The sequence below is a fragment of the Paenibacillus sp. Soil787 genome, from assembly GCF_001429545.1.
Taxonomy (GTDB): domain Bacteria; phylum Bacillota; class Bacilli; order Paenibacillales; family NBRC-103111; genus Paenibacillus_E.
In genome coordinates this window covers 19609-43902 of the sequence record NZ_LMSP01000027.1, presented here as the reverse complement: position 1 = coordinate 43902, position 24294 = coordinate 19609, and the positions used below count along the sequence as shown (strand labels likewise).

General features: G+C 46.2%; 20 protein-coding genes. 17 read left to right on the top strand and 3 right to left on the bottom strand.

Annotated features, from left to right (window positions below):
* Nucleotides 1–600 precede the first annotated feature (600 nt).
* The 3 genes from nagZ (at nt 601) to ASG93_RS22645 (ending at nt 4072) form a co-directional block, all read left to right on the top strand.
* The gene (nagZ, locus tag ASG93_RS22655; RefSeq protein ID WP_235550943.1) at nt 601–2262 is read left to right on the top strand and encodes a beta-N-acetylhexosaminidase; all 1662 of its coding nucleotides are present in this window, start codon (nt 601–603) and stop codon (nt 2260–2262) included.
* Nucleotides 2262–3455: an anhydro-N-acetylmuramic acid kinase gene (locus ASG93_RS22650; protein WP_056835563.1), complete on the top strand. Its 1194-nt coding sequence runs from the start codon at nt 2262–2264 to the stop codon at nt 3453–3455. The genes nagZ and ASG93_RS22650 overlap by 1 nt, the downstream gene beginning before the upstream one ends.
* A gap of 74 nt (nt 3456–3529) precedes the next feature.
* Nucleotides 3530–4072: a D-lyxose/D-mannose family sugar isomerase gene (locus tag ASG93_RS22645; RefSeq protein ID WP_056835561.1), complete on the top strand. Its 543-nt coding sequence runs from the start codon at nt 3530–3532 to the stop codon at nt 4070–4072.
* A 13-nt stretch (nt 4073–4085) separates the two neighbouring features.
* On the opposite strand, the gene ASG93_RS22640 is transcribed toward ASG93_RS22645, so the two are convergent.
* A complete protein-coding gene (locus tag ASG93_RS22640; RefSeq protein WP_056835559.1) occupies nt 4086–4805 on the bottom strand; it encodes a FadR/GntR family transcriptional regulator in 720 nt (239 codons plus the stop codon).
* Between the two features lie 115 nt (nt 4806–4920).
* Between ASG93_RS22640 and ASG93_RS22635 the strand changes: the two genes are divergently transcribed.
* The 4 genes from ASG93_RS22635 (at nt 4921) to ASG93_RS22615 (ending at nt 10256) form a co-directional block, all read left to right on the top strand.
* On the top strand, nt 4921–6336 hold the full coding sequence (locus ASG93_RS22635; protein ID WP_056835556.1) for an FAD-linked oxidase C-terminal domain-containing protein: 1416 nt from the start codon (nt 4921–4923) through the stop codon (nt 6334–6336).
* Entirely contained in the window at nt 6329–7663 is a 1335-nt protein-coding gene (locus ASG93_RS22630) for a (Fe-S)-binding protein (protein WP_056835554.1), read from the top strand. Before ASG93_RS22635 ends, ASG93_RS22630 begins: the two co-directional genes overlap by 8 nt.
* Nucleotides 7664–7927: 264 nt before the next feature.
* Nucleotides 7928–8857, top strand: coding sequence for an NAD-dependent epimerase/dehydratase family protein (locus ASG93_RS22620; protein WP_056835550.1), 930 nt, complete (start codon nt 7928–7930; stop codon nt 8855–8857).
* A gap of 130 nt (nt 8858–8987) precedes the next feature.
* Nucleotides 8988–10256, top strand: a complete 1269-nt coding sequence (locus ASG93_RS22615; protein WP_056835548.1) for an ATP-binding protein — start codon at nt 8988–8990, stop codon at nt 10254–10256.
* 10 nt (nt 10257–10266) lie between these two features.
* On the opposite strand, the gene ASG93_RS22610 is transcribed toward ASG93_RS22615, so the two are convergent.
* A complete protein-coding gene (locus ASG93_RS22610; protein WP_056835546.1) occupies nt 10267–11130 on the bottom strand; it encodes an AraC family transcriptional regulator in 864 nt (287 codons plus the stop codon).
* 144 nt (nt 11131–11274) lie between these two features.
* On the opposite strand from ASG93_RS22610, the gene ASG93_RS22605 reads away from it, so the two are divergent.
* The 3 genes from ASG93_RS22605 to ASG93_RS22595 are packed head-to-tail and all read left to right on the top strand — an operon-like array spanning nt 11275 to nt 14081.
* A complete protein-coding gene (locus ASG93_RS22605) occupies nt 11275–12105 on the top strand; it encodes an amidohydrolase family protein (RefSeq protein WP_200984515.1) in 831 nt (276 codons plus the stop codon).
* Nucleotides 12102–13046 (top strand): aldo/keto reductase, encoded by a 945-nt coding sequence (locus ASG93_RS22600; protein WP_056835544.1) that lies wholly within the window; start codon nt 12102–12104, stop codon nt 13044–13046. Before ASG93_RS22605 ends, ASG93_RS22600 begins: the two co-directional genes overlap by 4 nt.
* Before the next feature lie 21 nt (nt 13047–13067).
* Nucleotides 13068–14081: a zinc-binding alcohol dehydrogenase family protein gene (locus ASG93_RS22595; RefSeq protein WP_056835543.1), complete on the top strand. Its 1014-nt coding sequence runs from the start codon at nt 13068–13070 to the stop codon at nt 14079–14081.
* A 111-nt stretch (nt 14082–14192) separates the two neighbouring features.
* Here the strand turns inward: ASG93_RS22595 and ASG93_RS22590 are convergent, their stop codons facing one another.
* Nucleotides 14193–15080, bottom strand: a complete 888-nt coding sequence (locus tag ASG93_RS22590) for a LysR family transcriptional regulator (RefSeq protein WP_056835541.1) — start codon at nt 15078–15080, stop codon at nt 14193–14195.
* 115 nt (nt 15081–15195) lie between these two features.
* On the opposite strand from ASG93_RS22590, the gene tkt reads away from it, so the two are divergent.
* The 7 genes from tkt to ASG93_RS22550 all read left to right on the top strand — a co-directional run bounded on the left by tkt (nt 15196) and on the right by ASG93_RS22550 (nt 24154).
* Nucleotides 15196–17223: a transketolase gene (tkt, locus tag ASG93_RS22585; RefSeq protein ID WP_056835538.1), complete on the top strand. Its 2028-nt coding sequence runs from the start codon at nt 15196–15198 to the stop codon at nt 17221–17223.
* Between the two features lie 35 nt (nt 17224–17258).
* The gene (gene fsa / locus ASG93_RS22580) at nt 17259–17915 is read left to right on the top strand and encodes a fructose-6-phosphate aldolase (RefSeq protein WP_047682483.1); all 657 of its coding nucleotides are present in this window, start codon (nt 17259–17261) and stop codon (nt 17913–17915) included.
* A 268-nt stretch (nt 17916–18183) separates the two neighbouring features.
* Complete coding sequence (locus ASG93_RS22575; RefSeq protein WP_056835536.1) at nt 18184–18507, top strand: 2Fe-2S iron-sulfur cluster-binding protein; 324 nt, start codon at nt 18184–18186, stop codon at nt 18505–18507.
* A gap of 44 nt (nt 18508–18551) precedes the next feature.
* Nucleotides 18552–19043, top strand: coding sequence for a YhcH/YjgK/YiaL family protein (locus tag ASG93_RS22570; RefSeq protein WP_056835534.1), 492 nt, complete (start codon nt 18552–18554; stop codon nt 19041–19043).
* Between the two features lie 1183 nt (nt 19044–20226).
* The gene (locus tag ASG93_RS22560; RefSeq protein ID WP_056835530.1) at nt 20227–20652 is read left to right on the top strand and encodes a carbohydrate ABC transporter permease; all 426 of its coding nucleotides are present in this window, start codon (nt 20227–20229) and stop codon (nt 20650–20652) included.
* Between the two features lie 133 nt (nt 20653–20785).
* The gene (locus ASG93_RS22555; RefSeq protein ID WP_056835527.1) at nt 20786–22534 is read left to right on the top strand and encodes a sensor histidine kinase; all 1749 of its coding nucleotides are present in this window, start codon (nt 20786–20788) and stop codon (nt 22532–22534) included.
* 9 nt (nt 22535–22543) lie between these two features.
* Complete coding sequence (locus ASG93_RS22550) at nt 22544–24154, top strand: response regulator transcription factor (protein ID WP_056835525.1); 1611 nt, start codon at nt 22544–22546, stop codon at nt 24152–24154.
* The last annotated feature ends 140 nt before the right edge of the window (nt 24155–24294 follow it).

Here is a 24294-nt window from a genome sequence, read left to right as displayed (position 1 = left end):
TGTCTAACTGAATATGTCATCTTTTGATCAAGAGGTTGAAATCTTACGAATGAGCGAGTATATGAGAGAAAAACGTTGGCCCCAGAGGGAGTCTCTAGGGACTCTTATTTTTACAAAAATACGCTGGAAATGAAGAAATATCAGTCTCTAAAGGCTCTCATCCAACTGCATTCTCCCGGATCCATACTTGGAAAAATCGGACTAAAACTGTTGTATTTTTTGCAACAATCGGTTGGAATACGCGAATTAGCTTGCTTAAAGTTGTATAAAGTTGACTGTCGATTCATTGTTGATAGATTTCGAATTCACAATTTTAGATCAAAATATCGTATGCAAATGTTTCAGCATTACTTCACTTGGGCGTAGATTGCTTTGCATCAACCCTTATAAACACTCTCGACTAAGGATGGCACAAGCTGTTTTTCTTACTCTTTGCGGTTCTGATGCTTAAAAATAAAGTTTCATATTTGTTATTATATATTGAAATAATATTTTATTTTTCCTATAATAATAGGTATTCGGTTCACATTGTAAACACTTACATGACAGCTTGGAGCTGCGGAAATCATCTTGGCTTTGCGAGGGGAGCTAGTAAACGATATGAGTAAGAATCATATGAGCAGGAGCCATACAGACCTCAGCGAATGGACGCTTCGGCAAAAAATCGGACAGATGATCCTTTGTGGATTTGAAGGCATGAGCATGAGCGAGGATCTGGAGAACTTTATTGAACAAAACCACATTGGCGGGGTCATTTACTTCGCTCGCAATGTACAGGATACACAGCAAGTTGCTCAATTGTCTAAGCAGCTCCAACAAGCAGCAAAACGGTCTCAGAATCTGCCGTTATGGATATCCATCGATCAAGAGGGCGGCATGGTAGCTCGCTTGACGGAAGGCGTGACGTTAATGCCAGGGCAGATGGCACTTGCAGCGGGAGCTCTTGAAGCGACTGACGGTTCAAAGATTGCCTACGAGGCGTCCTTCATTTCAGGGCAGGAATTGCGAACGCTGGGTGTTAATATGAACTTCGCCCCTGTTCTGGATGTAAATAATAATCCGGATAATCCCGTTATCGGTGTTCGATCATTCGGCGAGTCTCCGGAACTTGTTGCTGAATTTGGACGGCAGTCGATGCAAGGTTACCAGGATGCTGGGGTCGTTGCAACGGCCAAGCATTTCCCGGGTCATGGTGATACGAACGTGGATTCGCATCTGGATTTACCAACGATCGAGCATTCTGAAGCAAATATTCGTGCGGTTGAATTGGTGCCTTTCGTTGAATCGATCAAGAATGGCGTGGATGCGATTATGTCAGCGCACATTTATTTTCCCGCTTTAGAATCGGCTAAGCTGCCTGTTACTCTTTCGAAGTCGGTACTTACTGGACTGCTTCGTGAGGAGCTCGGCTTTAAGGGAGTTATCATGACCGATTGCATGGAAATGAATGCGATCTCCGAGCACTACGGCACAGCGCCGGCGGCTGTCATGGCGGTCGAAGCCGGGGCTGATCTCGTGCTGATCAGCCATAGCCGCGACCGCCAGCTCGCGGCCATCACTGCGCTGGAGCGCGCGGTGCGCGAAGGGCGCATGACCGAAGCGCGGATTGACGATTCGGTCGCCCGTTTGCTCGCGCTCAAGGAGCGGCGCGGCTTGTTTGAAGCGCGGCCAAGTGCAGCGGCCGCGCAAGAGGTCGGGACCGCGGCGCACCGCGCGGTCGCCCAGCGCCTCAGCGAGGCGAGCATCACGCTCGTCAAAGACGAGCAAAAGCTGCTCCCGCTGAAGCGGGTGAAGACGCTCGCGGTCACCGTGGCCGCAGCCGTTTCGTCGGGTGTCGACGAAACGTACGCGGGCCCCGCGAGCTTGGGGGCTGCGCTGGCCGAGCACGGCCTAGACGTGCTCGATCGCGTGCTGCCGCTGCCGGAGGTGGCTGCGAGCAGCTCTGCGCTGCTCGCAGATGCGCAGCAGGCGGAGCAAATCGTGATCGGGACGTACAACGCCCGATTCCATCCCGCGCAGGCCGAGCTGGTGCGTATCCTGCAGGCGCTAGGCAAGCCGCTTGTCGTCGTCGCACTGCGAGTGCCGTACGATTTGCTGGAGCTGCCGGAAATTTCAACCTTCATCGCAGCGTATGAAAGCCGGCCGCTTGCCCTGCAAAGTACAGCTAAGTGCTTGCTAGGACATCTTACTCCGCAAGGCCGGCTGCCGGTCTCGCTCGGTCTTGAGTATCCGGCAGGATGGAAATGGGAGGGTGGTTTGTGATGCTGCGCTCCTTATTGAATCAAACGTCCCTGACCGTTGCTGGAATCATGTCGGGTACTTCCCTCGACGGCATTGACGTCGCGATAGTCCGGATTGACGGCTACGGTGCCCACGCGAAGATCGAGGTGCTCCACTTTGAGAGCTTTGCCTATGAAGATGAATTACGAGAAAAGCTCAAAGAATTATGTTCCATCGAACACTCCAATGTGTCATTACTATGCGGTATGAACTTCGCGATAGCAGAACGCTTTGCCTATGCAGTGTTGCGTGCGGCAGCAGCGGCTAACATTCCCATGGAGCAAATTGATCTCATCAGCTCTCATGGTCAGACCGTATGGCATATTCCAGTCGCGGATGAAGCGAATCCATTTCTGCCGAAATCAACCCTACAAATCGGCGATTTATCCGTCCTAGCTAAGCGGACGGGAAGACTTGTTGTTGGCGATTTCCGTACAGCGGATATGGCGGTCGGCGGTCAAGGTGCACCGCTTGCCCCTTACGGTGACTTTATTATGTTCCGACATGAGGAAAAGGGGCGTATTCTCCAAAATATCGGCGGGATTGGCAATTGCACCGCGATTCCGGCTTCCGCATCGACCGAAGCTCATCGTCTTATCGCCTTTGATACTGGCCCAGGCAATATGATTATGGATCAAGTTGTCTTTGAGCTTTCACAAGGCCGGCTGACTTATGATGAGAATGGCGCATGGGCATCTATCGGCTTTGTCGACGAAGAGCTGCTTAATAATATGCTGGCGCATCCTTATTTCAAACTCCCTCCGCCCAAAACAACAGGGCGGGAGCTCTTTGGTAAAGATTATGCCTCCACTTATTTGGCAGCTGCTCTTGAGCGAGGATTACCTCCTGAAGACATCGTTGCAACAGCGACTTCATTTACTGCACATTCCATCGCCCGTACTTACAACGACTTCGTTTTTCCGGAGTATAACATTGCGGAAGTAATTATTAGCGGCGGCGGGGCGCATAATCAGACGCTTCTTCGGCTGCTCCGAGAGCTGCTTCCGAAGCAATCCATTCTTACATCGGATGATCTTGGCTTATCAAGTGATGCCAAAGAAGCTGTCCTCTTTGCCTTGCTGGGTAATGATTGGATTCATGGTGTGCCTAATAATCTGCCAGCTGCTACTGGAGCAGAGCGGCCCACAATCATGGGCAAGTTAGCCCTGCCTTAGGTTCTGCCTTAGATTCTTTTGAGTGATGTTATGATATGCATTTCCGATGGTACTTTTAGAGAGGGCGAGAAGAGATGAAAAGAAGCGAAATCACGAGGGCTCAGGAGCGTACAGCAACAGTACTTAAGCTTAGCGGTATTGTACTGACAGACAACGAAATCACGAACATTGAAGTGGCTGACTTTGGGCTGGAGCAACTGGAAGTTCAAGGGCTTGAATTAATTACTTATGTGAACACGGATCGTTATTGTGCCAAAGAATTGGTTCTGTTCCCAGGTCAAACTTGCCCGGAGCATTTGCATCCGCCAATCGGCGGTGATCCTGGTAAAATGGAGACGTTTCGCTGCCGTTCAGGGAACGTCTTGCTCTATGTAGAGGGAGAAGCGGCTTCCAGCCTCAAAGCAATCATTCCTGCCGGGAGTGAGGCTTACTATACCGTGTTTCACGAGATTGAATTGCATCCAGGTGAACAATATACGATCGAACCTGGCATTAAACACTGGTTTCAAGCAGGGGATCAAGGCGCAGTCGTTTCTGAGTTTTCCAGCACTAGCCGGGATGAGTATGACATCTTTACCGATCCTCGAATCGAGCGGATACCAGTTATGGAAGAATAGATAGGGAAGTTCCTCAGAATGTATCCTTAGATAATTTGGCAAGCTTTTGAATAACTTGGTCCACTTTATGAATATGCTGCGACATCTTTTCCGCTGCAAGCTGCTCATTTTTCGTCTCAATGGCATCGACAATGTCACGATGTTCCTGAAGGAGCTTCTCAGCGGAAGCACGTTCAGCAAAAAACCATAGACGGCGAGAAGCCTTCATACTTTGCTGCAACCGCTCCGTCAATGACTCCATCATCCCGATCAAGAGGGAATTATGGGAGGCTTTGGCGATTTCTAGGTGAAACCGAATGTCGGCTTGCTCGCTTTCTTCTTCGTTTTCTAGCGAAGCTTCCATCGTGCTGAGGATTTGCCTAAGTGCTGTCATATTTACTTCCGTACGGCGACTTGCGGCTAATGAAGCACAACCTGCCTCTATGAATCTTCGCACCTCCTGCACTTCCTGCAGTGTTTGGCCTTGGTCAAAGTCGAAGAGGCTGCTGCTGTCTATGGGTAAATGGTTCGTAACGAAGGTGCCTCCGCCATGTCGAATATCTACCCACCCCATTGCCTTTAATCCGCTAAGCGCTTCTCTAACCGTAGAACGGCCAACCTGAAAGCTGGCTGCAAGTTCAACAACAGTTGGAAGTTTCGAGCCTGGGGCATAAGTCCCCGTCTCGATTTGCAATTTAATTTGTTGTAGCACGATTTCCGAGCCCTTTTGCGGTCGAATCTGCTGAAATGTCATATAATTCCCCCATGAAGTCTCTATACATCTATTCAATCATAAGTTAAAATAGAAAAAAAGTCATCTGATCACATGATCAAATTTGAATAAATGAATAGTCCCATGGGAGGTATTTATGCTTGAAAGCCGAGTAAGACAAAAACTGCAGGATATTGTAGGCGAAGCATTTTTCAAAGATGATATGGAATCGCTTGTCACGCATTCATATGATGGAACACCCATGCTCCAATCTCTGCCTGAAGGTGTGATCTATCCCAAAGATACGGCGCAGGTATCTGCGATTATGAAGGTGTTAAATGAGCATCGCATTCCGCTTGTCAGCCGAGGTTCAGGCACGAATCTTTGCGGCGGAACGGTCCCCGTTCAAGGGGGCATCGTGATGGTCATGCATCGTATGAATGCGATGCTCGACATTGATATGCAAAATTTAACGGCAACGGTTCAACCGGGTATCATTACGAAGCAATTCATAGAGCATATCGAAAATCTTGGCTTATTTTATCCACCAGATCCAAGCAGTATGTCGATCTCGACGATAGGCGGAAATATTGCGGAATGCTCCGGAGGTCTTCGCGGCTTAAAATACGGCACCACCAAAGATTATGTGATCGGATTAGAATGTGTCCTAGCCTCTGGCGAAATTATGCGTACAGGCGGGAAGCTGATGAAGGACGTGGCCGGTTATGATTTAACGAAGCTGCTCATTGGCTCTGAGGGTACATTAGCTGTTATTACCGAAGCAACGCTTAAGCTTGTGCCGCCTCCCAAATATAAGAAAACGATGCTCGCTATGTATAAAGATTTATATGGAGCAGCTCGTACGGTATCCAAAATCATTGAGAATCGCATCATTCCGGCTACCTTAGAATTCATGGATAATCCAACGATTCGTGTTGTAGACGATTTCGCCAAGTTGGGACTTCCGCTCGATATGGCAGCAATTTTGTTAATCGAGCAGGATGGGGATATGGAAACCGTAGTGCGGGATATCGAACGGATCACGGAAATTTGCCGCGAGGAGCTGGCGGATGAAGTCACCATTGCAAGCAATCAAGAAGAGGCCCTGAAGCTGTTAACGGCAAGGAGAAGCGCCTTTACCGCTCTCGCTCGCCTACGCCCAACTACGATATTAGAGGATGCGACGGTTCCACGCTCTAAGATTGCTGATATGGTCCTAGAGATAAATCGCATAGCCGAGAAACATCGTGTACAAATTTGTACCTTTGGACATGCAGGAGATGGCAATCTTCATCCAACGGCGACGACCGATGCCAGGGATCACGAAGAAATACATCGTGTGGAACAAGCCTTCGAAGAAATATTTGAAGCGGCTATCGGAATGGGGGGAACGATTACCGGCGAGCATGGCGTTGGTTTAGTCAAAGCACCTTTCTTGGAATGGAAAGTGGGAAGTGCCGGAATCGCTATGATGAAAGGGATTAAGGAAGTCTTCGATCCTCACCATCTTTTAAATCCAGGTAAAATGTTTGCCAAAGAGTCCAGACGCAGGGTGGTGATTGATCGTGGCTAAGCTCGCAGCAGCAACTCTTCAAGAAACGCTGGTACAGAAGCTGGATTACGAACAGTTAACCAATTGTATGCGCTGCGGTTTCTGTCTGCCCGCTTGTCCGACATTCAAGGAGACCGGTGTGGAAGCCGAATCCCCTCGCGGACGAATTTCACTTATGAAAGCGGCTGTGGATGGCATTATGGAGCCAGGTATCAGCTTCGAAGACCAAATGAACCATTGCCTGGGGTGCCGCGCTTGTGAGCCAGCCTGTCCGGCTGATGTGAAATATGGACAGTTAATTGAGCAGGCCCGCGATGCGATTGAGACGCACACGAAGCAGCACAGATGGTGGGTAAGCGGTGTACGTAAGCTGGTGTTCAAGGAGCTATTCCCTCATCAAAAAAGGATGAGTCTATTGGGGTCAGGCCTTCAATTCTATAAAAAGTCAGGGTTGCAAACCGTCGTTAGGAAAACAGGCGCTGTAAAGATGTTTTCCAAGCACTTATCCGATATGGAAAAAATACTCCCTGACGCTTCCAACAAAGGGATCGTAGAGCAATTGGGTGCCTTCATTCCGGCAAAAGGGGAAAAGATTGCTACGGTCGGCATGTTCCGCGGCTGTTTAATGGATGTTTTGTTTACCGAAACGAATATCAAAACGGTCAAACTGCTTTCTGAAGCGGGATTTGACGTGGTCATTCCAGAGACTCAGAATTGCTGCGGGGCCCTTCATGCGCACAGCGGTGAGAGTGATCAGGCGAAAGCTTTGGCCAAGAATAACATTCGCGCTTTCCAAGAAGCCGGTGTAGAGTATATCGTGTCCAATGCGGGTGGCTGCGGCGCCATTCTAGTGGAGTATGATCATTTGCTTCATGAGGAGCCGGAATGGAAGGAAGCAGCGGCTTGGTTCGCCTCACGAGTGAAGGACATCAGTACAATTCTTGTTGAGCAAGGGCGTCCACTCCAGTTCGCAGAGACCATTGATGGCGGAGCAGCCACTCGCGTTACGTATCAGGACTCTTGTCATTTACGCAATGTCATGAAAGGCAGCAATCCTTCCAGACAGCTTCTGAAAGAGGTAGGCAATGTTGCCTATATAGAAATGAAAGATGCAGCCTCCTGCTGTGGTTCGGCCGGAATTTATAATGTCACACAGCCTGTTATGGCGAACCAAATTCTTGAACATAAAATGGAAAATGTGAACGCTGCTGCCGCTCAGTATTTGGTTACAAGCAACCCTGGTTGCTTGCTGCAAATGAAGTTGGGTATTGAAAAGCACGGGAAAAAAGGCCGCATGGAGGCCGTCCATATTGCCGACTTTTTATATGATAGAGTCGTGAAGAATTAAATCCAAGTCAAACAAAAGAGGAAAGAGCCATTATCTTGAGCTAGTTGATCTAGTTCAAAATAATGGCTCTTTTTTAACATTCTAACTACAAACAGGAGATCTATAATATAATAAAACTCAAGTTGAGTAATCTTGTTTTTAGTAGAAAGTATAAGTTTTATACTTTTGCTTCGCATCTTCCTTGACAAACGCGCTAGTCCCAGAAGGACGACGGAGTCGTTTATCCTTGACTTTTTTACGTTAACGCGATGGAGGTGAATTCTGATGAATATTTTAGTTACCGGGGGAGCCGGTTTTATCGCTTCTCATATTGTTGATCAATTGATTATTTCGGGACATCTCGTTCATATTTTTGATAATTTATCTACAGGTCGTAAAGAAAATTTGAATCCCCTTGCTGTCTTCCATCATGGAGATTTGTTAGATAATGGATTAACAGAGGCTTTCACCGCTGCACGCCCAGAAGTCGTGATTCATCATGCTGCTCAAACCGATGTTCAGACCTCGCTTGCTAATCCTTTATTAGACGCTAAAATAAACATTCTCGGAACCCTTGCCGTCTTAGAACAATGCAGGGAGCATGGAGTTCAGAAGCTGATTTACGCTTCATCCGCAGCAGTATATGGAACCCCGCAATATTTGGGCGTTGATGAGAAGCATCCGATAAAGCCGCTATCCTTCTATGGTATTTCTAAACATACACCGGAACACTATATAGAGAGCTTTTCTTCTCTTTATGGGCTGGATTATACGATTTTGCGTTATGCGAATGTATATGGGATTAGACAGGATCCAAAGGGTGAGGGAGGCGTAGTCTCCATTTTTGTAGATAAGCTTCTAGCGGGTAAACAACCTTTGATTTTTGGTGATGGGGAGCAAACAAGAGATTTTATTTATGTGAAAGATATCGTTCGCGCAAATATGGCTGCACTGAACTTGGGGAGCCGAGGTTTATACAATATCAGTTGGAACGTGCAGACAAGTGTTAACGCTCTTCTTAAGGAAATGTGCGACATCAGCGGGATGAGCTTCAACCCCAACTACGCACCTTCTCGCGCTGGAGATATCATTCACAGTCGATTGGATAATCGCGCTGCGTTTATCGGTTTGGATTGGAGTCCGGTTTATACATTAAGAAGTGGCTTGCAAGAGACCTTTGACTATTACAAAGAACGTGAAAAAGCTTACTGTTGATTCTAAAATTAAAAGGTTGCGGCTTTGACATAAGCAACTTCCATAGACGTCTATGGAGGTTGTTTTTTTCATTGTTTCCGTATCACTATTAGTGGTACTGTTAGGTGTATGGACGCTATTGGGAGGCTATATGTTTAATAACATTCGAGATCTTCTATTCAATTTATTTATTGTATTTCTACCAGTTATTATCTACCCATATATCATGAAGAGAGACCGTGAAAATGGTTATACTCGGATGATAATTGCCGTTGTTTTTAGTTTCACACTCGTGGTCACAATGACATTTCCTGTTGTACTTAATGGTCTTACCTTTGATTTACGTGCTGTTGCGCTAAGTATTGGCTCCTTATACGGAGGCATTTACGTCTCTCTTTTTTTATATGCGGTTGTTGTTGTTTATCGGTTTATACTAGGCAGTCCCAATCAGTTGGCATATATCATCGCTTTTCTACCTACTTTTTTGGTGATTATCTGGTTTGTAATCAAGTTCCAGAGATTATCATTGATCCAAAAAATGATCTCGTCCATTCTTGTCTATACTAGTATTCGTCTTATTAGTTTAACCGTTTATAGCTATCTCATAGGCAATCTGTCTACATTATTTAATACGAATTATCCGGTTTTTTACGGTGTAATTATTGTCCAATGCACGATTTCCGGGATATTTGTGTATGCACTCGAGACTTTCAAGAGAAATGCCCAGATGCGCGAAGAAATCATAAAAAGCGAGAAGATGAAGATTGTCAGTGATATAGCGGCATCTGTTGCGCATGAGGTAAGAAACCCTTTAACCTCAGTTAGAGGATTTATACAATTGATGGGAAAAGATGACCTTAAGACATCGAATAGACAATACTATCAAAAAATTTGTCTGGAGGAATTGGATCGTGCGGAGCACATCATTTCCGACTATTTAACCTTCGCTAAGCCTGAACCGGAAAAAATAGAAGTCATCGAGATGAAGAATGAGATCGAATATGTCGCTAACGTCCTTACTTCCTATGCGAATTATCAAAATGTACAAATCGTCAAACAAGTCGAACAGGATGAGCTTCTTGTTCTCGGTGATAAAAATAAATTACGGCAAGCACTAATTAATATCGGGAAAAATAGCATTGAGGCCATGCCTGAGGGTGGGATTTTGACATTTACTGGCCATTCTATCAACGGACATGTTGTCATTTCGGTTGGAGATACAGGTATAGGTATGACCAAAGAGCAAATCAATCGACTTGGAACTCCGTATTATTCTACCAAAGATAAAGGGACGGGCCTTGGCACAATGGTTTCGTTTAGCATTATTAAAAAGATGCAAGGTAAGATAGAGGTCAAGAGTGAAGTGGGCAAAGGGACCACGTATTTGATCACAATTGCTGGATTTAACGTCTCTAAATAGTTCAGATTAGCTATCTAGTCGACTTTCTAGCAGCCGCGGGAGTCATCCCCAGTACTCTTTTGAACATGGCATGAAAATGGGGTAAGCTCTCGAAGCCGCATATTTCTGCGATGACGCTAATGTTGAGGTCGTTTTCGCCAAGCAGCTGCTTTGCTCGGATAATTCGTTTGGTCATGATATAGGTAGTAATATTCATCCCAATTAACTGTTTGAATACCCGGCTGAAATGAGCAGGTGTGACGGAGGCTTGCTTCGAAAGCGTCTTAAGGCCGATGTCCTCACAGAAATGTTGATCGATATGGAGCAAGATTTCCTTCATCCACATAGGGGGAGCAATGGAATCCCCTGTGATAGACTTCGTGCCAGCACCCAAATCACGATTCAAAAAAAGCAGGAATTGAAGGAGCTGCAGCAAGATAGCTTGCCGGTGACCCAAACTCTGATGTTTGCATTCATATTGAATGGATTCCAACCACACATCTAGGTGTTGACGCTGCGAGAGAAGCGTTTCAAGTTTGTAATTGCGGTGTTCTGTGGCTTGCTCGAAGCAATGCAAATAAGAGAATGAGTCACCCAGGTTAGGAGCTTGTGCGATGCTGGGGCTGAAATAAATAGCTGTGGACGTTACAGGCATCTCTCTATCCGGGGTTGCACGGTGAATCGTATTGCCAGGGATGAGGAAGATATCGCCTTGCTTCATTTCATAAAAAGTATGATCGATAAAAAAGGTTCCTTTTCCTCGATACACATACACAATTTCATACCAATCGTGGAAATGATCAGGAAGCTCGCTTTGCGAGTTTTTTGTGTTTTTATAGGCAAATGAAAACGGGAAGGTGTCGTTCGCTTCGAACACTTTACGTACAGGATACATAAGATCACTCCTTCAAGTTAATACGTAATCCTATGATATCAAAAAACCGTATAAAGATGCGAGATATCGTTATTTCATATGATTTATTTGGTGTTACAATAGAAGAAAGCGGTGCCAATATGGATCATGAAGAGGAGAATCACAATGCGGATCGATGCACACCAACATTATTGGAAGATGGATCGGGGTGACTATGGGTGGCTTACACCGGAGCTGTCGGTATTGTACCGTGATTTTCTGCCGGATGACTTGCTGCCTCACCTGCACCAGCACAACTTGGATCAAACCATTGTTGTTCAAGCGGCGCCCACATTAGAAGAAACGAATTATCTATTATCTCTAAGCGAGGATTCAGATACAATTGCCGGAGTCGTAGGTTGGCTCAATCTGAATGACCCTGACTTCCATATCCATTATAAAAGGTTTAGCCAGCATCCCAAATATGTAGGTTTTAGGGTCATGATTCAAGAAATGCCGGATGCGTGTGTAATACTTGAGCCTCATTTTGTAGAAGCGTTACGTTATTTTGCTGAAAAAGATGTACCCGTTGATCTGCTTGTCGTATCTCATCAATTAGAGCCCGTGGTTCAGCTTTTGAATTTGGTTCCAGGTTTACGCGCAGTTATTGACCATATGGCTAAGCCGCGAATTGCGGATGGCGTTATTGAGCCTTGGAAAAGTCAAATGGCGGCTATTGCGAAGCATCCAAAACTATATTGTAAGCTATCCGGTATGGTGACAGAAGCTAATCATACGGATTGGAAGCGTGAGGATTTTACGGCTTATATCCAGCATGTGCTAGAGGTATTTGGAACGGAGCGTGTTTTATTCGGCAGTGATTGGCCGGTTTGTTTGCTCGCAGCTGAGTATGATGACGTTGTAGATGTGCTTACTCAAGATTTGCCAGGAAATTGGTCGGAAGCAGATAAAGCCCGCTTATTCGGATTAAATGCAAAGGAGTTTTATAAATTATGAAATATCGTAAATTAGGCAAAACCGGACTTGACGTCTCCGTGTTGAGCTTTGGTGCATCCTCACTAGGCTCTGTATTTCGAGAAACGAACGAAGCAGAAAGCATTCGCACCGTTCATACAGCGATCGATATGGGCATTAATCTGATTGATGTATCACCATTTTATGGGTTAACCAAGGCAGAAACAGTACTAGGTAAGGCGATAACCCAATTGGATCGAGATCGATTCATCCTGACGACGAAGGCAGGGCGGTACGGATCCGAAGATTTTGATTTCTCGAAACAGCGAATTCTGGAAAGTGTCGATGAGAGCTTACAACGGCTGCAGACGGATTATATCGATATCTTATATTTGCACGATATTGAGTTTGCACCCTTTAACGAGATTCTGGAAGGTGCCTTCCCTGCGTTGGATGAATTGAAACAGTCGGGTAAGATTCGTTATTTTGGGGTATCCGGTTTACCGGTATCTGTATTCGAAAAGGCATTGGCTCACAAAGAACTGGATTCCGTCTTGTCGTACTGTCACTATGCTTTGAACGATACTTCCTTGCTGGATATAGTTCAGCTTTTGGAGCAGCATGGAGTTGGTTTGGTGAATGCATCACCGCTGTCAATGGGGCTATTGAGTACTAGACCAGCGGCCGAATGGCATCCAGCCTCAGGCGAAATTCAGCGATTATGTAAACAGGCAGCAGAACACTGTGCAGTTAAGGGAACTGACATTGCCAAGTTGGCTGTGCAGTATGCAACAGCGAATGAACGTATCCCTACAACGCTAGTCAGCACAGCTAACCCCGACAACATTCGTAAAAACATTGCATGGACAGATGAACCAATCGACATAGAGCTGCTTCAAGAGGTACTGGAAATCCTGAAGCCCATTCACAATAAGTCATGGATAAGCGGAAGACCCGAATATAACGAGAAGACCTATTTGTAATCAGACAGGGGGAAACAAAGTATGAAAGCGATCATATGTGAACAGGTCGAGAAGTTTAAGCTAGTTGACTTGCAGGAGCCTAGTTTAAGAGCAGGCGAAGCCATTGTTCGTATCAAAAGGATTGGCATATGCGGAACGGATTTGCACGCGTATAAAGGGAATCAGCCGTTTTTTAGCTATCCGCGTGTTCTCGGGCATGAGCTGGCTGGTTATATTGAACAGATCGGTGAGGGTGTTACAGGGCTGCAAGTCGGTGACCAGGTAAGCGTCGTCCCTTATATGCACTGCGGGACTTGTATTGCTTGCCGGAATGGCAAGACGAATTGCTGCACAGATATGAAGGTTCTTGGCGTACATGTCGATGGGGGGATGAGAGAACTGGTCTCCTTGCCTGTCAGCCATCTCATCAAAACCGATGGGCTATCGCTGGACCAAGCAGCTATGTTAGAGCCGCTCAGCATCGGAGCCCACGCAGTGAGAAGATCCGAACTTCGCGCTGGTGAAAACGTACTGGTGATTGGGGTTGGTCCAATCGGACTCGGCGTCATGATCCTAGCTAAGCAGCTAGGTGCGAACGTTATTGCGATGGACATTAACGATGAGCGGTTGGCCTTTTGCCGTGATTGGGCAGGCATCGATCATACGGTTAATGCCCTGCAGCAGCCGAAGGAGCAGCTAGCCGCGCTCACGAACGGCGAATTTCCTACTGTCGTATTCGATGCGACAGGAAATGCCAGGTCGATGACGGAGTCGTTCGGACTTGTCGCACATGGCGGTAAACTCGTGTATGTCGGCCTTGTTAAGGCCGATATCACCTTCAATGATCCCGACTTTCATAAACGGGAGCTGACCTTAATGAGCAGCCGAAATGCGACGATGGAGGATTTCGACACCGTACGAGCAGCCATGCAAGACGGTATCATCGACATCGAGCGCTACATCACGCATCGCGCAACATTTGAGGATATGATTGAGCAGTTCGAGACTTGGCTGAAGCCAGAGTCGAAGGTTATCAAGGCGATCGTTAGTTTATGAAAAGGGCGTGCTCAGGTTGGCTGAGCGCGCCTTTTTGGCGCTCTCAGGCACGTTGAGGCTTGTCAGGTACCAACTCCAAGTTATTCTCACCTCACCTCACCTCACCTCGGCTCAACTCCCCGGGCTCTCCAGCTCTGCAACGAAAGCAGAGGCTGCGGTCGAGAGCGGCATATTTTTCAAAGTGATAATACCGATCTTAGTCGACGGAATGGTAGCGTCAATATTCACCTCAAACAAGCTTCCGTCAGCCAGCTCCTTCGCTACAAATTCTTTGGTTACGAACGAAACGCCAAAGCCGGTCTTAGCGAATTCAATGAGTAAATCCACGCTGCCGAGTTCAATTTCCGGTTCCAGCAGCAAACCATTTTCACTGAACAGCCGGGTTACGAATTTCCGTGAAGAGCTATTACTCGAAAATAAGATGATCGGGTAGGCTAACAGCTTAGCGAGGGAGACTTTTTCCAATGACAGCTCTCGGTATTTTGGCCCCGTTACGAAGCAATCCTGAATGGTAATGCCTTCTCGCAACTGTAATTGATCATCTAGAATAGGCGTCCTGACTATGCCAATATCAATCTTGCCTTCCTTCAGATGCTTCACAATTTCCGGTGTCGTTCCGTGGACTAAGTTAATCTGCACATGCGGATACTGAACATGGAAGGACTCCAAGAAAGGGAGCAGATAGTGTTTGCACAAGGAGTCACTGCCGCCAATTTTGATTTCTCCGCTAGAGAAATTACGCAGCTCGCTTAATTTCTCTTCAGCAAGTGAAATAAAATTGTACGCCTGTTCGATGTAGGAAAATAGGACAGCTCCTTCCTTGGTAAGCTCAACGCCTTTGGACGTTCTGGCAAACAGCTGCAGCCCGAGTGTATCCTCCAACAATTTGATCGAGTGAGAGACGCTGGGCTGGGTAATGTACAGCTCTTTTGCTGCTTTAGATAAGCTGCCAGATTTGGCAGTCAGATAAAATACCTTATAAAGCTCAAAATTCACCATATAGACACCTTCTATAACGAGTATCGAAACTATCAATTATTTGAATGCTTCATCTATCCTTATAATAAAGAGTAGATGGAAGTATTACAACCAAATTGATGGAGGCGAATCTCTTTTGAATCAGACAACTGTTGGCATTGAAGAGTTAAGTATCAATACAATTAGAACGCTTACAATCGATGCAGTCGAGAAAGCGGCTATGGGTCATCCTGGTATGCCAATGGGTGCGGCGCCTATGGCGTATGCACTTTGGACACAGCATTTGAAGCATAATCCGACGAATCCGAAATGGGTTGATCGTGATCGATTTGTTCTTTCGGCAGGACATGGCTCGATGCTGCTTTATAGTTTGCTGCACCTAAGCGGGTATGATGTGACCCTTGATGACATCAAGGAATTCCGTCAATGGGGAAGCCGCACACCAGGGCATCCGGAGTATGGTCATACGGCAGGCGTTGAAGCAACAACGGGTCCTCTCGGCCAAGGGGTGGCTATGGCTGTCGGAATGGCAATGGCCGAAGCCCATCAGGCCTCCGTTTATAATAAACCGAACTTCCCAATCGTTGATCATTTCACGTATGCTATTTGCGGAGATGGCGACTTGATGGAAGGTGTTTCCTCCGAAGCTGCTTCATTGGCAGGCCATTTGAAATTGGGCAAGCTAATTGTGCTCTACGATTCAAATGATATTTCGCTCGATGGCGAGTTGAATATGTCGTTCTCTGAAAATATCCGGACGCGTATTGAATCCTATGGTTGGCAATACTTACGTGTGGAAGAGCAAAACAACGTCGCGTCGATTTCCGCCGCGATCGAAGAAGCCAAGGCGGATCTGGGGCGTCCAACCCTGATTGAGATCAAAACAACGATCGGCTTCGGCAGTCCGAACAAAGCCGGCAAAGGCGGCCACGGTGGCACGCATGGCTCGCCGCTCGGCAAAGAAGAGCTGCTGCTGACGAAGCAGGCTCTGGGCTGGCCGCTGGAGCCGGACTTCTACGTCCCAGCCGAGGTCTACAAGCACTTCGCCCAGTACAAGGAACTGGGCGCTCAAGCCCAAACAAGCTGGGAGCAGCTGTGGAATAGCTACCAGGCTGCTTACCCCGAACTCGCTCAGCAATTCGAGCTCGCAAATCGCGGCGACCTTCCAGCAGACTGGAACGCCGATGTGCCGCGCTTTACCCCAGAAAGCGGCGCTATCTCGACGCGCACAGCTTCTGGCAAAGTGATTAACGGCTTGGCGAAGCGGGTACCTCAGCTAGTAGGCGGCTCCGCCGACCTAGCGAGCTCCAACTTCACCATGATTAACGACGCCGCGGCATTCAGCGCCGCCGATTACAGCGGTCGCAACTTCTGGTTCGGCGTCCGCGAGTTCGCCATGGGCGCAGCGTTGAACGGCATGCTGCTGCACGGCGGATTGCGCGCTTTCGGCGGAACGTTCCTCGTGTTTAGCGACTATTTGCGCGGCGCGATTCGCTTGTCCGCGCTTATGAAGCTCCCTGTTGCGTACGTGTTCACGCATGACAGCATTGCTGTCGGCGAAGACGGCCCGACGCATCAGCCGATCGAACAGATCCCATCCCTGCGGATGATTCCGGATCTGACACTGTTCCGCCCTGCGGACGCAAACGAAACCGCAGCAGCTTGGGAGTATGTTCTGAGGGCGAAGGAAGGCCCATTCGTATTCGCGCTTTCGCGTCAGAATTTGCCGGTGCTTCCGGGCACGGATCATCTTGCTTATGCTCATATTCATCAAGGAGCTTATGTGTTATCTGATGTTGACGTATCAGCGACCCCTGATATTCAACTCATCGCAACGGGCTCGGAAGTGAGTTTAGCACTTGACGTGAAGAAGCAGTTGGCGCAAGATGGTATTGGGGCTCGTGTTATTTCCATGCCAAGCCGTGAATTGTTCGAGCAGCAGCCTGAAGAGGTGCGGAATGCCGTCCTTTTACCACAAGTAAAAGCGAATGTTGTCCTTGAGATGGCCTATCCTGCTGGATGGGAAGAAATTACGGGAGGCGATGGCTTCGTTGTAGGCATCCGTAAATTTGGTGCATCTGCGAAGGCAGATCGAGTAATTCGTGAATACGGCTTTACGGCAGATGCAATCGTTCAACAAATCAAACAGAAGTATTTCCAATAAGAGCCCACAAAAGGGAGAAAAGGTAGGGATACAGGATGAAATTGTTTATCGACACAGCCAATGTAGACGAAATTCGCAAAGCTCACGCATTAGGTGTTGTTGCAGGAGTAACGACTAACCCTTCACTGATTGCTAAAGAAGGCAGAGATTTCTTCGAAACAGTGAAAGAGATTATCTCCATCGTCGGCGATGTACCGATTAGTGCAGAAGTCGTTTCACTGAAAGCAGACGAAATGGTTGAACAGGGCAAGAAGCTTGCTAAACTAAGCCCGAATGTTGTTATTAAGCTTCCAATGACGTTGGATGGACTTCAAGCGACTAGCGTTTTCAGATCGCTGGGCATCCCAACGAACGTAACCTTGATCTTCAGCTCGACGCAAGCTTTGCTTGCTGCACGCGCTGGAGCAACTTATGTGTCTCCATTTATCGGACGTTTGGATGATATCAACCAAGTGGGTATGAATCTTATCAAAGAAATCAGCCAAATTTTCCAAGTACACGGTATCAAATCCGAAATCATCTCTGCCAGCGTTCGTCATTCTGCTCACGTGATTGAAGCTGCGCTTGCAGGGTCCCATATTGCTACAGTACCTTACAAAGTTATTGAGTCCATGAGCAAGCACCCGCTGACAGATGCGGGGATTGAGAAGTTCTTGGCAGATTGGGAAGGCGCAAAACAAGAAAAGTTTTAAGCTTTAGTAATAAGATAGCCTAGTAACGTTCACACTGTTCGGGGGATAATTTACCTTCAATGGTGTGAACGTTTTTTCATATTTGTCACGTTATCATGTCATTTTTTAGTAGATAAGAAAGTATAAGTTTTATACTTTTGCTTCGCATCTACCTGACAGCGCTCGTCCTAGAAGGACGACGGAGTCGTTTCTCCTTGACTGATTAGCTTAGCTTCGTGTTTGGTATGACACCAATAAGGCAACAAAGGTTAAAAAGGAGGAATTTGTGATGCCGACGATTCAAGTTGAAGGAAAAAGTGCATTCGAGGTTGAAGAAGGGAAAAAGCTCGTTCTGTCCCTCATGGACCAAGGAGTAGATATTCTGCATCGCTGTGGAGGTAACGCCAGATGTGCAACCTGCCGTGTTGAAATCATTGAGGGGGATGCTGGCCCCATGAATGAGATAGAGACTGCGATCCGAGAGAGCAAAGGAATCGCAGAAGACAATATCCGCTTAGCCTGCCAAATTCATGTACATGCGGAGCTCACGGTTAAACCGTTAATGACTGCATCTGAAACAGGTATGGATCCTGGCCCTCGTCCTGCGGATTAATCTTTATCTTTATTCCATTTATCCAAAAGGAGTCATGTGCCTGAATGATTATTAGCGACGTGAAGCATTTTGAACAAGAACGCCATCTGTGGCCCCCAGCGGTTGGGCGGGGTATCGATTACATTTTGAATCGCAACTTAGGTGAAGCGGAAGCGGGCAGATATGACCTGGAGGGTGATAAAGGCCATCTGATGTTCGCCAATGTGCAGGAGGTCGTGACTCGACCATCTGAGGAGCAAATGCCTGAATCCCATGTGATATACACGGATATTCAGTTTCTAGTCCGCGGTGAGGAAAAGCTTTGTTTCTACAAGCTCCATCCAGACGCCAAAGTGGTCGATAATAAGTTCGACTCGCATGATATAGCCTTTTATGAATCGGACTCTTCACAGCAAGAAACGGGAATTCTTCTGAAGCCCGGTATGTTTGCGGTTTGCTTCCCATCGGATATTCATCGTCCGAATTGCTCCATCACGGAGGAGACGACGAACAAGAAAATTGTTATTAAAATACATAAAGATCTCTTGCAACTTTAGTCCATGTTCAACTGAACTTTCCCAATTCAAAGAGCACGATTTCAAGGAACGGTTGGAACCCATGTCCAATTCCCTCCCAATGCATAAAACGTATCGCATAGCAAACAGAGGACCTAGCGGTGATCAATCTTCCGCTAGGTTTTTTTAGAGATAATAGATAGTATAGGTTTCGAGGTAGAGCTAGAGGTACACCCTTTCTAATTTTTTTGGGAAACATAGCTGCTGGCTTTATTTCGCTGTATCAATTGTAGTTATCTGTTCTACCCAGCACTACACTATGCTCGCGGAACGTAGATACCCTATTTTGCTCAAAGCCGCCTTATTTCCAGTTTTCGCGGAACTAGGGGCCGCTATTTCCTGTATTCGTGCTGTAAAAGCTGTAAAAACACCAAAATAGCGCCGCTACGTTCCGCATACCAGCTCCATATCTGCATTTTCGCCGAAATAGAGGATCCTCGTTCCCCATCAACCCAGAAGCAGCTTATATCCACTATGCTCGCGAACATAGATACCTTATTTTGGAGTAATTTAGCCTTTTTAGAGGAGGTAGAGCTACTTTTGGTTAGAATTGCTATGTGGAATCCACATTCTTGGTCGAATGATGTTGTATAAAGTGCAACAATTCTGCTTAGAATCCACCTCATATCCCTTCGATGTTGCATAATGTACAATAATTTAGCCTCAAACAGGAGATTTTGCGACAAATGGGCTCGAATTGTTGTACAAACTACAACTTTTACTAGCAAAATAGCCTTTTGGCAGGTGAATTGTTGCAGAATCTACAACATTGGTAATCACGATAGCTCATCGAAATCGAAGTTGCCAAGTTAACTGTGGTTAAAGCTTACTTTGGGCACTTCGAACTCATTCTATCGAAGTAGCAATCGTTATCAATCGACATTAAAAAAGATGCCCCCCGGCGAATACCGAATAATAGAGCCATCTTGTAGAAGAGGGATGGGTGTGAGGGTGGAAAGGTGCTTTGCGGTGGGCCACCTTTGCGACCCAACATTTGGCAATTTCTCGAGGGTGCTGTTGGAATCCAAATTTGTCACGTTTTTCAGCAACTCCATGTATGTCGCGGCGACGACAACGATCCTTTCGCTGATCATCTCGATTTTTGCCGGTTATGCTTTAAGTCGATTCAGCTCCTACCGTGGTCCTAAAGGCTGTCAGTGTAACGATGCTGCTGTCCCAAATGGTCCCGGGAGTGCTGCTGATCATTCCCTTGTATTTACTGATGAAAAACTATCATCTGCTAGACACGTATTACTCCATGATTTTGGCTTATACGACCTTTATGGTACCCCTATGTACCTTTATGTTAAAAGGTTACTTCGATACCCTTCCATACGAGATGGAGGAATGGGCCGAAATCGACGGTTGCTCGAGAGTGGGCATCCTGTTTCGGATTATCCTTCCGGTTTCCATACCAAGCTTAATTGCCACCGCGTTATTCGCTTTCGTGAATGCTTGGAATGAATTTATGTTCGGCTTTGTGTTCATTAATGATGAAGCCCATCGCACCCTTACGCCCGGTATCACTCTGTTCGTCTTCATGCAGCGCTTCCTTATTGACGGTATGACGGCAGGTGCCGTCAAAGGCTAATAAAGTCCCATCTCAACCATTGTATTGGAATTCGGCAACGACCCGACTTGCGGTAACTGGGATGCCAATATATGATTGAGGAATCGGTGCTTGGATGTGGGAAACATGGAAGGCAGGGAAATGAGGTACAACCATGGAACGTATTTTTCGCCTATTTAACGGGCGGCTGCGAAGCAAACTGATTGTCGTATTTTCGCTAATTGTTATCTTGATCGTAATCCTTCTCTCTTATCTCTCTTACCGGCAATCCTCATTAATGAATGAGGATAATTTCATTGTCAGCAATCAGAAGATTATGAAATTGGTCAATCAAAATTTTGATAATTACATCAGCAAAATTGATGAATTTTCCCTTACTCCGCGGAAAGATCCAGTTTTCATGGACGCCATTATTTCTAGTGAGTATTTGTCACAATTTAATATTCAGAATCAAATGAAAAATATGTTTTACTCTCGTGAAGATATTGAGGAAATGACGATTTACACACCCATTAACCATACCCAGTACCGCCTTTCACGATCAACCGTCAATTTAACGCAGCAAAGTGATTACCGGACCGAGCAGGAAGCTTGGTACAAAGAGGCAGCGGAAAGTCCTAATTTCCGCAGTATGGAGCCAGCGTCTCAGACGCATCAATTTCTCGTGTTTCACCGGATTTTGATCAATATTGCTGATAAAAGGCCTTTAGCGGTTATCTCCATTACTATTAATTACCGCGAGTTAAATCGCATTTTTGGTGACTTGTCGGACAAATCAGGCGAAGTGGTAGGACTTTTTAACAACGCGAACCAGCCTTTTTATATAAATAAGGATGAGATATCAGAGCTTCAATGGTCGGATTTGTTGAAGTTTGTAGATGGACAGAATGAGGATACAGCGTATACGAAGCAGCGGATTGGACACGAGGCATTTCTGACGATCTACAACGTGTCATCCCAAAATAAGTGGAAGTTGGTTAAATTGACCCCCATTGCGGAGCTAAACAAAGCCGCCGCTAATGCGAGATCCATAAATTTAATTGTGGGCAGTGCATTCGTTGTGTTTTTTATTATCGTTGTTATTATCGTTTCCAATGCCATTACAGGGAGGTTGAAAGACTTCTCGCGTCGCATCGAGCAGCTTGGAGAAGGCAATTTCGAATTGGACTATGAGCTGAAAGGGAAGGATGAAATTGCCCACTTATCGAGAAAATTTAACCAAATGGTGCTCAAAATCAATGATTTGATCGCTGAACGGTACGAAATCAAACTGAATGAGCGGAATGCCCGGTTGAAGGCGCTCGAAGCGCAGATCAATCCCCATTTCCTTTACAATTCACTGCAGGCAATTTCGACGGAAGCCATTATCCATGAAGTGGACGCTATACAGCTGATGGTCGATGCATTGGCATCTTCCCTGCGATACTGTATCAAAGATGGAGAAACTGTCAGCTTAAGGCATGAATTGGAGCATATTGAGAACTATTTGATTTTGCAAAAAGCGAGATTCGGGGATCGGCTGCAGGTCGCTGTGGATATCCCTGAGGAAGCTATGGCGTTCCTGATCCCGAAAATGACGCTTCAAATCCTGCTCGAAAATGCCATAGAGCATGCGCTCGAGCAAATGTCAGAAGCCATTTATATCGAAATCAGTGCGGGCTTTGACGGACAATGGCTCGTCATTTATGTGGCAGATGATGGTCCGGGGATGACCGAGAGTCGGCTTGAACAAGTGACATCGAGCTTGAATGAGAATTACATGGAGGTGCAAGAGGAGATCGGCTTGAAAAACTTGTATTCCCGCATCAAGCTGATGTTCGGCAGCGAAGCCCACTTGACGATAAGAAGTCAAAAGAATCAAGGGACCGAGATAGAAATCGGACTGCCCGTCAGAAATTCCTAGGAGGATCGTATGTATAAAGCACTGATCATCGATGACGAAGAGCCTGCAAGACGTGCGATTCATGCACTTGGGACTTGGCAAGACCACAGGATCACTTCCATAGAAGAAGCGAAAGACGGATTGGAAGGGTTAAACCTGCTCACCGCTATCCAGCCAGATTTGATATTCGTAGATATGCGAATGCCCTTCATTGGCGGGGTTGAATTTTTGCAAAAAGCGAAGTCTATATCATCTGGTAAATTTATTGTTGTGAGTGGCTATGATGACTTTGAGTTTGCTCACGGCGCGATCACTTCCGGAGCTCTGGATTATATATTGAAGCCAATCAAGAAATTAGAACTAAATAAAGCAATTGCCAAAGCGGTTTCGCAGCTTGATCAGGAGCGGGCAGAGAGAAAAAGTCAGCTTTCTGAGGCGATTTTACACAATATTTCGATGCCGCTGGTGAAGGAGAAAATTTTCGCGTCCATTATTGACCAGAATGGTAAATTTCATAAAATTAAAGAGTTAGAGCAGCTGATCGAAGCTAAGCCGAATGACCAATTTCAAGTGATTATCATGACCATATCGAATTTATCCATTGTCAGTCAACAGAAATTCCGCGGGGACACCCATGCTGCCCATTATGCGATTACGAATGCGCTTAATGAGCTTTTATCTACGGCAGGGCGACCTTTTAGTTTTAAAAACAGCAGAGAAGAGCAGGAATTCATTATTGTGCTGACGCCTTCCGACGCTGCAACCCATACCATAAATAGTTCCGTTGAAGAAGCTGCACTTCGTTTAAGGGAAGCCTTTGGAATCGAACTCATGGCATCTGTGGGGGAGAGGACAGGTCGATTGGATCAGTTGGACTCCTCCTATCAGTCGGCCAAGTCGTTCTTGCTGCATGCCAATATGCTGGACCCCCAAGCCGTTTATACAAGCGAAACCATGTGTACAGTCAATCGAATATCTATTTTATCGAAGAAGGATGTATTGCTTCATGCTCTCGAAATGGGCAGCGCGATGTATGCAGGAAATATCGTCAGGGATTTCTTCGAAGAAGTTAAAGGATCCGGCTATTTCAGCATGGAGATGATGCTGCAGTGCAGTACGGAATTTAACATTGTTGCTCAGCGGCTTGTTAGTGAGGGAAACGCCTTGTCACCGCAGCTTACCTCTCTTCTCGAACGTTTTGAACTTCTTTATGATAAGCAGGTCATGAATTTCGACCGGTACACGCTTTCGATGATCGCATTTCTAGATGAGTGGTTTGCCGCACTGCTGCAAAGTCATAAATCCACGGAAAAATTGGATGTCGAGCTGATCAAGGCATATATTGATCATCATTATTTTGAAGATATATCGATTGCCTTATTTACTGAAAAATACTTTATTTCCAAAGAGCATTTGCTCCGTTTGTTCAAGCAAAGATATGGCTGCGGCATTTACGAATATACGCTGCAGGTACGTATGGAAAAGGCCAAGGAACTGCTGATGGATCCCGAACTCAAGATACAAACAGTAAGCGAAAAGATAGGATATAACGATACCAATTATTTCAGTAAAGCATTTAAAAAACATTTCGGCATATCGCCTCTGGCATTCAGAAGACATCCCTCTGGCAGCAGTAATTGAAAAAAGATTGCATCGGACGAAGTCCTGTGCAGTCTTTTTTCATGTAGATAAGAAAGTATAAGTTTTATACTTTTGCTCCGCATCTACCTTGACAAACGCGCTCGTCCCTGAAGGACGACGGAGTCGTTTATCCTTGCATG